Raw genomic sequence first — 13,998 nt, forward strand, 5'->3', positions numbered from 1 at the left:
CAAGAAATGCTGTCCACACTATCAACTATCAATGGACGGTATTTCATTCATCTTGGAGAAGAAGACACTATAAACAGCAAATCTGATAAAGGTTGGAAATGTACATTAACTGGACGCAATTCTTTAAAAAGGATCGAATGCTGTTGAATGAAATTGTTTAAAGTAAAAAACATAGGAGAGCATGAAGTGAATAAACGTATATTTCTTTTAGCGTTAACTATAATTTTTGCAGTATTCATTATTACTGCTTGTAGCAATCAGGACAACGAAAATGGTGAACAAAATAGCGAGGAAGCATCTTCACAGTCGGATGAAAATAACGAAGGAAATCAGGCTAATGAAAAGGAACAAAATGATGAAAATGGGACTGTATTAACAGAACTTCATTCTTATGAGGATGATGATGACGCTGATGTGGAGAACATCTCCATCAATTATGATGGCAGTGTCGTTTTTTTTAGAGAAATGGACGAATCTGGAGAAGATGAAGAGGTCACACCTTATTTCATCTATGATAATGAACTAATAGATGCCTCATCCATTGATACTTATTCTAATTGTAGTTTTTATTCAATCGATGAAAAAAATACATTCTACTTTACCGGGACTTGTTACGATGCAGATGATGAAAGAGTTTCTGTGGTGTATGATGTAACAAATGATACGATTACGCATTCTGCGGATTCAAATAAAATCTTAACAGCGCTGGCAGATGGTCGTGTTTTATCTATTGATGAATACGATAATGATGGGGTAATTTATGAACTAACAGAGGATGGAGAAGAAGCTTTTCTCGAAATGGATGATATGACAACGGTTTTAGGCATTAGCGCGGACCAGGAAAACGAAAAATTTTTCATCGATGGTGCAAATGATGACTTTTGGAATTCCTACATATATGAGACGGAGAATGACTCCGATCCAGTTCTGTTTAAGGAAGTACCTGATGATGATAATGCGACAACGGTTGAGGGAGAAATTTCCCCGGATGGGCAGTATATTATGTACCGATATCGTGGTGTATCCGGTGGAGAGCACTATAATTATGTAGACAGTTATATTTTTGACAGGGAATCAGAAGAAGAAATCCATTTAGGGCATGGTTTTGATATTAACTTTGTTCGACCAAACGGATATGTATTTGATGAAGTCAGAGAATATGGGCAAGTCGTTTTTAATATTGACTCATCAAAATGGCTTGGCCCTGATGAAAAGGATTTTTCCTTTATTGAATCTTTGTATGCAAATGAATATATAGAGGAAGAGGAAGGAAATACAATCTCTGGATCCAAATTCATGGGGATTTCTGGTGATGGTGAAACGGTTTTAGTTTTAGATAGGTTTAAGGATATTGATAAAGGGGATAATTACAAAATCCAAACGATTAAGACAGAAGACTATATACATTCTCTGGAAGATCAAGATGTTGAAATTGATTTTGAACCGTCTCCATTTAATGAAAAAGGGGCATAAATACAGAAAAGGGTACATGAGGATGGCCTCTAGTGCGAGTTGCTATTCAGTTTTAAAATAGAGCTCTAGCACCATCGTTAATCGAGCGGTTACCTTTCATCAGGGTTGAGTCCCAATGTTGAAGGAAAGAGTCAGTTTGAAAAAACTTTATAATTGTTTCAATGCACAAAATAAATAATGCAAGAGGATAAAAAAATGAAAAAACTAAATTGCAATAGTAAATGCAACACTCTTTGTGAAACCGCTATATAAGGTTTTTCTGTAATTTGTTGGTGTTGGGGCCTAGGCCCCAACACCAACAAATTTTTCGAATGCTTCGGCTGGGGTCTGATAGTCTAATATTTTCCTAGGAAGTGTATTCATTCAGTTGGCGGCATCGTCAATTGTTTCATCAGCGTATGTATGAATAAGCTGCCCTTTCTTGATAAACTTCCGAATGAGCCCATTGTGTCTTTCATTTGACTCTATCTCCCATAGAAGCATAGGGATGGGCAAAACAACCGTCAATTTGCTTCTCTGTGCCTTGATCTGCTAGTTCGCTGACTGATGTAATGCTTCGAAAAACATCCTGCTTGTTTGGAAACGCCGAAATTACGTCTTCTAAGGCTTTTGTAACAGCTGGGGCACTTTTACTTGGAATGCGCTTAATGAGCTCCATACGTGTCTTCCTTTCTACCAGGGTAAGTAAAACGTCATCTTTTGATTTGTGCCCCAGAACGGTGTCAATTTCCCAGCAACCAAATTCATCCCTGGTGTCTATGGATTCGGGGCGTTCTTCAATGCTTGATCCCAACACTTTTTTATTTTTACGGGATTTTACCTTCTTTGTTGAACGGCGGAGTTTCAACTCCAAATCCATATTGATCACAGACAACTTGCCTTCATCTATCCAATTGTATAAAGTCTTCGTCGAAGGAACGTAGTCAAATTTCTTATGCCTTTTCGCATAACCCACAGCTGCATCAGGGGACCATTTGTCTTTCAGGATTTTTCTTCGGCAAATTCAATAAATTCCAATACATCCATCATCGTAGAACGCCCTCTGCAATTGTCACGGTTTCCCCTGTAAACGCGAGCACCGGCGTCTGGAAAGTATGTGGTATAGGTTTTGCGATTAGTATCTATCTGCTGGACGGTTCCGCCGTTCATCTCACGCGAAATCGTACTCGGATTGTGTCCCATTCTTCTCTCAATTTTCCTTAGTGACAGGCCCTCATCCATATAGTCCTCTATATTACCGTTTTCCATTGCGCTTAAATGTGCAAATGAATGTTCCATCTTGTTAGAATGGCTTTCTATTTATTTAACTGTTACATTTCATTTTACAATGAACCTCTTATAAAACAGGTAATAAAAGCACGAAATAAAACGAATGTAAGTCCTCTTTTGACGGGGTAATATTTTTATAAAAACTAGATAAATAGACTGATGAAAAGCTAAGAAACAAAGTCAAGTACAGGCGGCATGATGTAAACATCTCCCATAAAACCCTGGTATGACAATTTTGAGGGCCTAAACATGGCGTTGTGACCCTATTCCATTATTTTTCATGTCGTTAAGTTTTAGTAATCAAATTTTTATTTTACATTTAGTTTTGTAGTTTACATATCCTTTGTTGCGTTTTTATATCTAAAGATATATTCTCCATTCTCTTTAGAGCCTACAATAATAGCATCATACTGTCCTTCACTTTTTTTCTATTTTTTGCTCTCCTCAGCAAACTGTACAGTTTCATCACTGCACCCTATAAAAAGAAATACTCAAACAATGAGATATACCATAAGTTTTTTCGTTACAGGAATGCTTCCTTTTATAAATGCGTACCAAATATACGCAAATAACCTAAGTAAACTAGCCAAAAGAATACGGTAATCAAGACGTCAATCCTTAATGCAAAGACCAACCAGTTACGCTTTCCGACATTCATCTGATGATAATGCGTACGGTCAGTGTCATCGGTGAACCCTTGGACTCCATCATGATGGAGACGCGCTCTGCTTTCCGAATGCCGTTGGCATGAAGCGGTGTTTGATATTGCCAGAAATCAAGGTGTCGCCATGTTATATGACTTTGGTCTTGAATATCGTGAATTTAACAGCCTGATCTTCCACAATTTGGGCATGTGAATTCAGTACCAGTAACTATATCTGAATTATTTATAGGTTATTCGACGGTTCAGATATTTTGTGTCTTTATAAGATAGCCTTTTCTCGAAGAAGGTTTTTAATGGAGATTATTTTAATGTTTGGCAAGTAAAAATGACTCTTTTCAATTCCATAAGTATGTTCGGACAGATAATATTTTTAGTGCCATCAAAATCCTGCTATGAAAGGGAATAGGTGTAGCAAAATCATATATTACAACTTGACAAATTTTTGAGCGTTTATTAAAGTTGAACATGTTCATTAAATGAATATGTTCGCGGTGCGAATGGATATGATTCGACAATAAAGAGTAAGGAGTGTTCAACCGATTGAATGGACGTTTTAATCAATGACTCCGGTATTATTTATAAACTTACAAAGGAGGATTCACTCACTTGATTGAACTCAAAGGTATTGGAAAAGTTTATGAAGATGGTTTTCAAGCATTAGACAATATCGATTTAGCCTTTGAAAATGGAAAAATTAATGTATTGATAGGACCGAGTGGCTGTGGAAAAACAACGACTATGAAACTCCTTAATAGACTCGTGGATTACACAGATGGTGAAATTTTGCTGGAAGGTAAGAGTTTAAAGGAGATTGATCCTATTGAGCTGCGGCGACAAATGGGGTATGTCATTCAGAACATAGGATTGTTTCCGCATATGACTATTTATAATAACGTAGCTGCAGTACCAAAATTACTCAAATGGCCTAAAGAAAAAATTAAAGAACGTGTCATCGAATTGTTGCAACTCGTGAACCTTGATCCCGACACCTACATGAATCGCTTTCCATCTGAACTCAGTGGTGGTCAACAGCAGCGAATAGGTGTAATTCGTGCCCTTGCTGCAGAGCCATCCATTATTTTGATGGATGAGCCATTCAGTGCATTGGATCCTATCAGTCGGGAGCAATTGCAGGATGAATTACTGAGTCTGCAAAGCGAAATTAATAAAACCATTATTTTTGTTACGCATGATATGGACGAGGCACTTAAAATAGCTGACCAGATTATTTTAATGAAAGACGGCCAAATTGTTCAAAAGGATTCACCAAATAATATCATCGCCCACCCAGAGGACGACTTTGTGAAAGACTTTATTGGTGGGAAACGTTTGACTGAGGAACAAAAATTGCCTTCTTTAGACAGGTTTATATCAAGATCATTCATATCAGTTCAAAATGATAGTTCGACTCTCGAAGCTATTAAGCAAATGACTGCCCACAAAATGACTGATATCCCGGTTGTAACACAAGATGATATTTATCGGGGCTCTATTAACCTGTATCATGCTTTGGGTAATCAGGAAGAAACAATCGATAATTTGCTTGAATCGGATATCTACACAATTGAAAGCGGCACGGAAACGGAGCAAGTGATAAATGAATTAAACGGTGTCTGTATGACAACACCGGTTATTAGTAAAGACGGTCAACTGGTGGGTACGCTTGATCCATACCAGCTGCTCTATGAATGGCATGTTACGTCGGAGCACGAATGTGGTGAACAATAAGTGACACTCGTTCAGGAATATATCAAATACTGGCGTGAAGGTTATTCTTCTATTCTGGCGTATATGTATGAGCATATGCTCATTGCTCTGACAGTAATCGTTCTATCAATTACGTTTTCTGTACCATTAGCGATTTACTTGACGAAAATAAGAAGTGACCTAATAAAGACCATTACTTTTAACATAGCGAATATATTCCAAACAATACCGACTATCGCTTTATTGGCGCTTGTTATTCCTTTGTTTGGTATCGGCTTTGTTCCGGCTGTTGTCGCTTTGTTTTTATATTCACTATTACCGTTGCTTCGGAATACATATGCCGGTATGAATTCGGTTGAACCAGGTATAATCGAGGCTGCCAAAGGAATGGGTTATGGAACATTCCAACGTTTATTTAAAATTGAATTACCCGTAGCATTACCTTATGTTATGTCCGGTATTCGGGTAACGTCTGTGTACATTATCAGTTGGACAACCTTAGCGGCATTAATCGGTGCTGGAGGATTGGGTGATCTCGTTTTGGCCGGCATTGGCTATAACGATTCAATGATGATTTTTACAGGAACATTTTTAGCGATTATCATAGCAATTTTACTGGATCTTGTTCTAGGTAAAGTTGAAAAAATATTTTCTTATTCCTAAAATGATGACAGTGAAACCGCATTTGAAACTACTGGCAAAAGACAAAACAGTTTATGATATTAAAATCATTGAAGTTTTAACGGTAAGCCCGTTGATTTTCAAAAGGTTGGAACTACACGTGCTGTTAGATATCGAAAACTTTTCCCCCATCTTATGAAACATCTCTTGTATCAAGTTAACACAAAGGAAATGACGGATTTATTTTATGAAATTGATGTAAAAAATTGTTAATTCAAAGACGTTGCTAAAGAATTTTTGGAGGAAAAGGGGATACTGATCTACAGGGAAAGGAGATTCTCATGGATTTTATAACGGAATTGGCCGCGTATATGGCTAATAACTCTAATGAATTGCTGGCGTTAACTGTTGAACATATTCTAATGGTTGCTTACGGTATTGCTCTTGCTCTTGTTGTCGGAATACCGCTTGGCATCTTAGCTGCAAGGTTTCAAAGATTGGCCCCAATTATTATATCGATTACAAACGTTATACAACTTGTGCCCAGTTTGGCGATGCTAGCCATACTCATGTTGTATTTTGGTTTCGGTTTCAAAACGATTGTTATTGGTTTGTTTCTCTACTCCCTGTTACCAATCGTTAAGAATACGTATGTTGGTATAAAGGAAGTGGATGACGGTATTACAGAAGCAGGTATAGGAATTGGTATGACGCCGTTACAGTTGCTTGCCAAGATACAATTCCCTTTGTCCATTCCTTACTTAATGGCGGGACTTCGTCTGGCTGCGGTTATTGCAATTTCTGTAGCAGCAATAGGTCCTTACATCGGAGCTGGTGGACTTGGTAAGGAAATTGTATCGGGAATCAGTTTACAGTCTGATATAAAAATATTTGCCGGGACCATCCCAGCTACACTCATAGCCATTATTGCCGATTTTGCACTAGGGATAGTAGAACGTAAAACAAAAAAGCGATTAGCTTAAGTTTGTTTGTTCATGTGTTGCCGCATAGTTGGTGAAGTAAAAAACGAGGATTGGAATGATGAAAAGATGGTAGCAGCAGGCGAAAGGAAAAAAATTCAAACTGCTCGGATGTGGCGATATTTTTTGAATGCAGCTGCGGATTTAATCGAAGAAAAGGGCATGAACAATATTAAAATAAGAGAAATTGCTGATCGAGCGGGGTACACAAGTTCAACTGCTTATAATTATTTTCGAAATTTATCTCATTTGAAGTTCTTTGCGGCGATGCGTTATACGACCACCTATTTCCATGATTTGCCAAATTATATGGAAAAAGGTAACAACACCGTAGACGAGTGGCTGTACGGATGGGAATGTTTTTGCCGGCATTCGTTTCAATATCCGGAGGTTTACTCCCTTTTGTACATTGAAAACCTAGGTGTAATTCCGGAAGAGATGAACCAGTTGTATTATGAGGTTTATGCCAATGAGCTGATTAATCTGTCAGATGAGGTGCAATCCATTATTACGCATCACAATATTGCCCAAAGAAGCACGTTATTCATTTACAAAACAATCGAGGAAGGGTTTATTAAAGAAACAGATCTTGATTATATCGCCAATTTAACAATGCTCATTTGGACAGGGATGATGACGAACCTTCTTAATCTCAGGAAAAACGTTACAAAAGAAGAAGCGGCCAAATATACGATGTATTATATAAGAAGAAGTATCATGGATGTTGTAGTTCCCGAGAAAAAAAACTTAATCACATATGAATACGGGCGTGGGTAAGCAAAAATATGAACACTGGGAACACTTACAGTATATTTTGAGGAGTTGAAGTTATTATGGTATTTAACGTAGCTGATTCAGATAATAGAACAATCAAAACGGATTTCCCAAAAGAAATCGAAAAACTAGATAATGTATGGATTCCGTTATCAGATGGTAGCCGTCTTGCTGCAACAATTTGGATCCCGGTTGATGCGGAAACGAATCCGGTTCCGGCTATTTTGGAATATTTGCCTTACCGGAAGGATGATTTTACCGCAATACGTGATTCAATACGACACCCTTATTTCGCTGGTCATGGGTATGCAAGCATTCGAGTGGACATCCGAGGTACCGGTAATTCTGATGGTTATTTGCCTGATGAATATTTAAAACAGGAACATGATGATGCCTTGGAGGTGTTTGACTGGATCGGCCGGCAGTCATGGGCCACTGGCGATGTTGGCATGATCGGCAAATCCTGGGGTGGGTTTAATGGCCTGCAACTTGCCGCCCGTCAGCATCCAGCTTTGAAAGCAGTTATCTCACTGTGTTCAACTGACGACCGCTATGCTGATGATGTGCATTACCGCGGCGGCAATATATTGGCTTCGGACATGCTTTGGTGGGCATCGACGATGTTTGCTTACAGTGCTAGACCTCAAGATCCGAAAATTGTGGGAGAAGATTGGAAAGATAACTGGTTGCAGCGTTTAAACACGACGCCTTATGTACATGAATGGATGCGTCATCAGACACGAGATGCTTACTGGAAGCATGGTTCTATATGTGAAGATTATTCCAAGGTGGATATTCCAGTCTTTACAGTGAGCGGCTGGCAGGATGGGTATACAGACAGAGTGTTTAGTCTATTGAACAATATCCCCTATGCAAAAGGTCTGATTGGCCCATGGCACCATGAATTTCCTGAGGTCGCTATGCCCGAACCAGCAATAGGTTTTTTACAGGAATGCCTACGCTGGTGGGATCAATGGCTAAAGGGGATTGATACCGGGGTGAAAGATGATCCGAAATTAATATCATGGATTCAAAACAGTGAACTACCACAAGTGGATTACGATGAACGGCCAGGTAAATGGGTTGCTGAGGAAAGTTGGCCATCTGAACAGATAACAAAAAATGATTATTGGTTGAGCGGGGACTACCAATTACAACAAAACCCATCTAATGAGCAAAAGCTTGTTGTCCCAAGTGTGCAGGAACATGGAATGTATGCAGGCGTCTATTGTCCGTTTGGAGAGCCAGGAGATTTACCGGCAGACCAACGTTTGGAAAATGGTAAAACAATTGTATTTACATCAGATCCACTCGAGGAAACCATTGATTTGCTTGGTGAGCCAACTTTCCATATGACGTTTACTTCTGATCAGCCGAATGCGCTTGTAGCGGCAAAACTTTGTGATAAGGCGCCGACAGGCGAGTCGACGTTGATTAGCTGGGGCATGCTGAATCTGAACCATTTGAAGTCCCACGAACATCCAGAAGCACTCGAACCTGGAAAAATTTACGAGGCAACAGTTAAGTTGGATGCCCTAGGCCAGAGTATACCGGCTGGACACCGGCTGGAACTCGCTGTAGCACCAACATATTGGCCGCAGGCGTGGCCGTCACCGGAACCAGTGACATTGACTATTTTAACAAACGAAAAAACCAAGATATCACTACCCGTACGTACACCACGACCAGAGAGAGATGCGCACATATCATTTGAGAATCCGGAAATAGCTCAAGCCATCGACAAGGAAATTTTACGAGCTGAAAAGCGAACGCGCGATGTTGTTCATGACACCATTTCAAACACATGGAAATTACAAGACTATTCAGATGAAGGGGAACGCCGATTGCCGAACAATGGTATTAGGCATGGAAGCAAAAATAAAAATATGTTCACGATTACGTCTGGTGACCCACTGTCCGCCAATATCCGATGTGAATGGGAACTGACTGTTGCCCGTGAGGACTGGGATACGCAATTGTTCACTGACAGTACCATGTCCAGCGACGCTACATCGTTTTACTTAACCAATACTATGGTCGCCCTGTTTAACGGTGAAGAAATTTTCCGTAAAACATGGAAAGAGACGATTCCGCGAAATTACCAATAATGGGTGAAAGCGGACAAGCCATACCGAACGCTTTGTTTCACTCGTAGATTGGATGGTGAGTGACGAAATTCTAAGAACACTTTGACATATAGAGGAACTATTTCTGTAAATTAGCTCCAGCTTTGGCTACTGGATGTTCATTTGTTATTAAACAAGTGAAATCACGCCCTTATCTATTATTAAGGTATAGAATTAATTGAAGAAGCCGGAGTTCCGCAAGGTGTTGCCAATCTTGTCCTTGGCCCAGGTAATACAGTGGGTCAGGAACTATCCGAAAATCATCAAATTGATTTAATATCATTTACTGGAGGTATTTAAACTTTTCTAACCGTTGAAAAGTTTAAATCAACAGAGGATGCCATTACAAAGGTTTAGCAGGTGGTGTTTGGTCCAATAATACCGAAAAGGTTGAGTACGTTGATGTATCCTAGGGAAATGAAGGACCTCACATTTTAAAGCTACACTGATAGGAGCCGGAGGACTAGGTGATTTAGTCTTAGCCGGAATTGGATACAATGATCAGTTTATGATTTTCACAGGAACGATTGTAGGTATCTTGATTGCTGTTTTGCTAGATTTAATATTAGGGATGCTGGAAAAAAGTTTGCATCACCTTAAATTTGTAGGTATATGGAGGGAACGCAGAGGCTGCGGTGCGACGAAAATTACTTCGGGTGAAAAAGATTTTTGATACAACTAAACACAGATTGACGGAGGGGTGGATCATAATCAAACTATTACTTAAATCTCTTGTTTTGGCATGTACCGCAACAGCAATGTTCGGACTGCTTCCAGCAAACCAAGTAGAAGCAGATGATGGTCATACTGAACCTGGAAAGGACATCTTAGTTGAAAACGGAATGACACAAGAAGTGTTCTCACATGATGAAGCCATCACTGAAACAGTTGATGTAGAAACAAACTTTGACAATGATGGGGATGGGTCAAATGAACGAATTTCTGTAAAGATTATTCGTCCAGCAGAAACTGAGCAAGGCCTTAAAGTCCCAGTTATTTATAATATGAGTTCCTATAACGGAGGTCTGGATTATCCCGATTATCATAATGTGGATAAAGAGTTGTACGATGGGATTCCGTACAATTTGCCGAACTATTATGAGGATTATTTTGTCCCTCGCGGTTACGCAGTTGTCATTGCAGACGGTCTTGGTGCTGCTGGATCAACAGGATGTCCGACAGTTGGGGGTGAACACGAAATAAATGCTGCAAAGTCGGTTGTGGATTGGCTAAATGATCGTGCTACAGCCTACAATGAGGATGGAAACGAAGTCCAAGCTGACTGGACAACCGGAAAGGTTGGTATGGTGGGTAAATCCTATGATGGAACTCTCGCGAATGGTGTGGCTGCTACAGGCGTAGAAGGATTAGAAACCATTGTTCCCATTGGTGCGATTAGTAATTGGTATGATTACTACCGTGCAAATGGAGCTGTTATTGCCCCGGGTGGTTATCAAGGAGACGGTTTAGACTTGTTAGCCAAAGGGGTGCTCACGCGTGATAATCCAGAAGTGTGTGCAAAGTTAATGGATCAATTAGAGAAGGACCAGGACCGGGAAACTGGGGATTACAGTAAATTCTGGGACGAACGGAACTATTTAAATGATGCAGATAACATTCACGCAAGTGTGTTCGTCATTCACGGTTTGAACGATATGAATGTCAAGCGAAAGCAATACGCCCAATGGTGGGAAAAACTTAAACAGCATGACGTTCCACGAAAACTGTGGTTACACCAAGGCGCCCATACCGATCCTAAAGATGAGCGAGGTGAAAAGTGGTTAACCACTTTGAATAAATGGTTCGATTATTGGTTATATGACATCGATAGTGGAATTATGGATGAGCCGAGGGTAGAGATAGGGAACGTTGCTGGTTCATGGGAACCGTTAAAAGCATGGCCTCGTGTTGATGCGGTAGATCAGAAATTATATTTAAGCAATAGTTCCAAAGGATCGGTCGGTTTAAGCTTTAATGAAAAATCGGTGGAAAATACAACAGAAAGCTTTACAGATGATGCTTCTAAGACCGCGAAAGAGTTAATCAAGGACCCGTCATCGAAGTCGCCAAACCGTTTGGCTTATCTAAGCCCCGCATTAACTGAGAACATCCGATTGAGTGGAACTCCTAGCTTGTCTATAAATGCAAGTATCGACCGTCCTGCAGCCAATTTGTCGGCGTGGATTGTTGACTATGGGCCAAATGGGGCTGAAGTTGTTACAAGGGGATGGATGGATGCGCAGAATGTAGATTCAATATCAGAATCTAAGGGCCTTGTTCCTGGTCAACAGTATACATTCAATTGGGAAATGGAACCACACGACTATGAATTTTCATCAGGGCATAAAATCGGTTTAGTCATTGTTTCAAGTGACCATGAGTATACAAAAAGACCAGAACCGGGAACTACCGTTAAAGTGTATCCGGAGGAAAGTCATGTCACTTTACCTTTAGTAGGAGAGTTTCCAAAGGGCGATGACAAAGAAGTTGATGGATCACAAAATACGGAGATAAATTCGACATTATTTATTTTGATTGGTGTAGGCATAATAATTGCAGGTGTGATAGTGTTTTTAGTTATTAGAAATAAAAAAAATAGAGAACAAGAGTAAATATCAGACTTTCAAGAACTAAATTAAAGAGGAGTTGGAAAGTAAAGTGAAAATGAAACGTATATTAATAACAGCTCTAGCTGCTATTTCATTGTTAATCGCAGGATGTGGTTCCAATTCGGGTGGCGAAAAATTTACCGTAGCTGCAGCCACAAGTACGGATGCAAAAATTAATGTGCAAATAATAAAGTCACTCGTTGAAGATCAAACAGATCATACAGTTGAGATCGTCGAGGATCTGCCGGCTAGCCCACAAATATTTGCCGGTATTGAACGTGGTGAATTTGATATTGCTAGTCTTTATTCTGGAGAAGTGTATAACAATTATTTTGATGATGTCGAATATACTACAGATCAAGATGAAACATTGAAAAAGGCACAGACGCTCTTTGGGGAAGAATATGACATTAAGTGGTACGACTCGATTGGTTTCATAAACAACTACTCAATTGCAGTTAAAAAGAGTTTTGCAGAAAAAAATAATATTGATACGATAACAGATTTGGGAGAATATGCAGGTGAACTGACATTAGGAACAGATAACGCTTGGATTGAACGTGACAATGATGGCTATAAAGGGTTTCAAGAAACGTATGGATATGAATTTGCCGATGCGCGCGGTATGAACGTTTCCTTGATGTATGAAGGAATAGCGAACGGTGAATTAGATGTTGTAACGGCTTATACGGTTGATCCACAGATAATAGAACATGATTTAAAAGTTCTTGAAGATGATCAACAATTTTTTCCACCTTATGAGTCTTCTTTAGTCGCAACAAATGAAATCGTCGACAATTATCCAGAAATTAATGAAATACTAGAATCTCTGGTTGGTACAATTAGCACAGAAAAAATGACCGATTTAATGTATAAAGTCAATATTGATGAGCAAAAAATAAAAGACGTTGCAGAAGAGTTTTTACAGGAACAAGAAATGTTAGACTAATGTTCTAAATAAAAAGTGACCACGTTACCGACCAAATTTATGCTAATTGGTGACAAATATAGACAAATCTTTGTTCTTATTCTGTTGAATGAAATATTTATTTATGGGTGTCATAGAGGTATGCAAATGTCAAAAACCAACGGAGAATAGGCGGCATGATGTAAACTGTTTTCGCTAAATCAAAAAGACAGGAAGTTGAAGGTGATGTAAGAATAAAACCTCTACCCAGCGTATTACCCGGTAGAGGTTTTATTCTTTGTCCACGAAAATTCGACTGGAGTTTGCAAATAACATAGATAGGTCAATATTGATTGTTGTTAGTGCAATATTTGCAAGATTAAAAAGTCAAACTTAATAACCTAGACTTCACGCATTTTTAAAAACCATTGTTTATTTGAAACTGCGATATATATATATTCAGAAACGTTATAGAAAAATGCATCGTCAAGTCCTCCTAAACCATGTGTCGTGCTGGAGGTGTGAGTTTATCTAACTTGTATCATAGCCTGATGAAAATAAAAAATGTATGTTTAGTTTCATCTTTAACTCACTAGCGTTGTATTAAAAGGTAAAGACAATGTCAACCTTTAAAATTTATGGTTCACTCCCAAAAAGGTCATGTACGTATTTTTAATACAATATATAGTGGTTAATTAATTATTTTATTTTAAAACCACCTTTTTAGGGTCTAACCAATTTATGGTTAGCACCCAAAAACTAAGGTTTTTATTTTAATTTACAATCCCAATCCATAAAAAAAGTATTTTCTTTGGTTCAGAAGTCTATTTTTTATTTTGAAAAAGAAATCCCACCACTTTATACGGTG

General features: G+C 38.9%; 10 protein-coding genes and 1 pseudogene. 9 read left to right on the forward strand and 2 right to left on the reverse strand.

What is annotated here, in order from left to right; genetic code table 11:
• Positions 1-186: 186 nt before the first annotated feature.
• Positions 187-1,473: a hypothetical protein gene (locus tag ACDX78_RS16170; protein ID WP_486029195.1), complete on the forward strand. Its 1,287-nt coding sequence runs from the start codon at positions 187-189 to the stop codon at positions 1,471-1,473.
• A 454-nt stretch (positions 1,474-1,927) separates the two neighbouring features.
• Here ACDX78_RS16170 and ACDX78_RS16175 read toward each other — a convergent pair whose 3' ends face one another.
• A complete protein-coding gene (locus ACDX78_RS16175) occupies positions 1,928-2,428 on the reverse strand; it encodes an IS30 family transposase (protein ID WP_486029196.1) in 501 nt (166 codons plus the stop codon).
• A 26-nt stretch (positions 2,429-2,454) separates the two neighbouring features.
• Complete coding sequence (locus ACDX78_RS16180; RefSeq protein WP_486029197.1) at positions 2,455-2,751, reverse strand: helix-turn-helix domain-containing protein; 297 nt, start codon at positions 2,749-2,751, stop codon at positions 2,455-2,457.
• Positions 2,752-4,012: 1,261 nt separating this feature from the next.
• Here ACDX78_RS16180 and ACDX78_RS16185 point away from each other — a divergent pair.
• The 8 genes and pseudogenes from ACDX78_RS16185 to ACDX78_RS16220 all read left to right on the forward strand — a co-directional run bounded on the left by ACDX78_RS16185 (position 4,013) and on the right by ACDX78_RS16220 (position 13,172).
• Positions 4,013-5,134 (forward strand): ABC transporter ATP-binding protein, encoded by a 1,122-nt coding sequence (locus ACDX78_RS16185; RefSeq protein ID WP_486029198.1) that lies wholly within the window; start codon positions 4,013-4,015, stop codon positions 5,132-5,134.
• Positions 5,135-5,776, forward strand: a complete 642-nt coding sequence (locus ACDX78_RS16190; protein WP_486029199.1) for an ABC transporter permease — start codon at positions 5,135-5,137, stop codon at positions 5,774-5,776.
• 299 nt (positions 5,777-6,075) lie between these two features.
• Positions 6,076-6,717: an ABC transporter permease gene (locus ACDX78_RS16195; RefSeq protein ID WP_486029200.1), complete on the forward strand. Its 642-nt coding sequence runs from the start codon at positions 6,076-6,078 to the stop codon at positions 6,715-6,717.
• Positions 6,718-6,729: 12 nt separating this feature from the next.
• Entirely contained in the window at positions 6,730-7,491 is a 762-nt protein-coding gene (locus ACDX78_RS16200) for a TetR/AcrR family transcriptional regulator (protein ID WP_486029201.1), read from the forward strand.
• A gap of 56 nt (positions 7,492-7,547) precedes the next feature.
• Positions 7,548-9,596, forward strand: coding sequence for a CocE/NonD family hydrolase (locus tag ACDX78_RS16205; protein WP_486029202.1), 2,049 nt, complete (start codon positions 7,548-7,550; stop codon positions 9,594-9,596).
• A gap of 107 nt (positions 9,597-9,703) precedes the next feature.
• Positions 9,704-9,911: pseudogene (locus ACDX78_RS16210) on the forward strand (aldehyde dehydrogenase family protein); the annotation flags it as partial.
• A 461-nt stretch (positions 9,912-10,372) separates the two neighbouring features.
• Positions 10,373-12,226, forward strand: coding sequence for a Xaa-Pro dipeptidyl-peptidase (locus ACDX78_RS16215; RefSeq protein ID WP_486029204.1), 1,854 nt, complete (start codon positions 10,373-10,375; stop codon positions 12,224-12,226).
• Between the two features lie 52 nt (positions 12,227-12,278).
• Positions 12,279-13,172 (forward strand): ABC transporter substrate-binding protein, encoded by an 894-nt coding sequence (locus ACDX78_RS16220; RefSeq protein ID WP_486029205.1) that lies wholly within the window; start codon positions 12,279-12,281, stop codon positions 13,170-13,172.
• Positions 13,173-13,998: the final 826 nt, after the last annotated feature.

It is taken from the genome of Virgibacillus oceani (assembly GCF_041521345.1).
GTDB classification, from domain to species: domain Bacteria; phylum Bacillota; class Bacilli; order Bacillales; family Amphibacillaceae; genus Virgibacillus_N; species Virgibacillus_N oceani_A.

Coding starts and splice junctions, on each gene's coding strand:
- ACDX78_RS16180 (WP_486029197.1), bottom strand. CDS start 2,751: ATGGAACATTCATTTGCACATTTAAGCGCAATGGAAAACGGTAATATA.
- ACDX78_RS16195 (WP_486029200.1), top strand. CDS start 6,076: ATGGATTTTATAACGGAATTGGCCGCGTATATGGCTAATAACTCTAAT.
- ACDX78_RS16200 (WP_486029201.1), top strand. CDS start 6,730: ATGTGTTGCCGCATAGTTGGTGAAGTAAAAAACGAGGATTGGAATGAT.
- ACDX78_RS16205 (WP_486029202.1), top strand. CDS start 7,548: ATGGTATTTAACGTAGCTGATTCAGATAATAGAACAATCAAAACGGAT.
- ACDX78_RS16215 (WP_486029204.1), top strand. CDS start 10,373: ATGTTCGGACTGCTTCCAGCAAACCAAGTAGAAGCAGATGATGGTCAT.
- ACDX78_RS16220 (WP_486029205.1), top strand. CDS start 12,279: ATGAAACGTATATTAATAACAGCTCTAGCTGCTATTTCATTGTTAATC.